The 917-nt window shown below is 66.0% G+C and carries 2 protein-coding genes; both read right to left on the reverse strand.

The features are described 5' to 3' along the window. On the reverse strand, nucleotides 1-222 hold a 222-nt coding region (locus ACOADB_RS16825; RefSeq protein ID WP_378600892.1), incomplete at its 3' end, for a diacylglycerol/lipid kinase family protein. Nucleotides 223-245: 23 nt separating this feature from the next. Next, nucleotides 246-917: twin-arginine translocase subunit TatC (tatC, locus tag ACOADB_RS16830; RefSeq protein WP_378600894.1), on the reverse strand; the 672-nt coding region annotated here is incomplete at its 5' end.

The following is a 917-nucleotide window of genomic DNA, read 5'->3' on the forward strand; positions in this document are numbered from 1 at the left end:
GAGCCCGAGGTTGACCATGCCGTCGCCGCCGCACACGACGAGCACGTCGGGCTCGTCGGCGACGGCCGCGTGGGCCAGGTCGAGGGACTCCTCCGCGTCTCGGCCGTAGAGGGCCGTCGTACGCCAGCCGGCACCGTGGAACCTCGGCAGCGCCTCGTCCCGCAGGCGCGCACCGCGTCCCTTCCCCGACGTGGGGTTGGTGAGGACGACCGCGCGAGGCACAGGTGAAGGTTAGAGGACCACCCTCAGGGAAGCGGGCTCGCCTCGTCGGGTGACAGGCCTGCGTTGATGGTCTTCTTGCCGCGCCGGCGATCGTTGAACCGCGCGATCACTTCGGAGATGAGGAACAGGACCACCATCGGGACGGCCATGAAGCTCATGGTGAACGGGTCACCCGAAGGCGTCATCACGGCGGCGAAGATGAAGGAACCGACGATGATCCAGGGCCGGTGCGCTCCGAGTGTCTTGCCCTTGACCACCCCGGCGAAGTTGAGCAGTACGACGAAGACCGGGATCTCGAACGCGATGCCGAAGCCCAACAGGGTTCGGCTGAAGAAGGTGAGGTATTCGTTGAACTCGACGAGGTTCGTGAGCTCGTCAGGGTTCAACCCGATCAGGATCTCGAGGCCCTTGGGCAGGGTGACGTAGCCCAGCACGATGCCGACGAAGAACAGCGGTCCGGCGATGACCGCGAAGATCGCGGTCCACTTCTTCTCGTTGCGGTGGAGGCCGGGGAGGATGAACGCCCAGATCTGGTAGAGCCACACCGGGCTGGATCCGACCAGCGCAGCAAGTCCGCAGAGCTTGAGGTACAGCAGGAAACCGCCGGCCGCTCCTGAGGTCGTGGCCTCCGTGGCTCCGTCCGGCAGCGCCTTCTGCGCCTCGAGATACGGGTCGAGCACGAGGTGGAGCAGGAA

The organism is Nocardioides sp. CPCC 206348, assembly GCF_048654705.1.
Lineage (GTDB): Bacteria > Actinomycetota > Actinomycetes > Propionibacteriales > Nocardioidaceae > Nocardioides.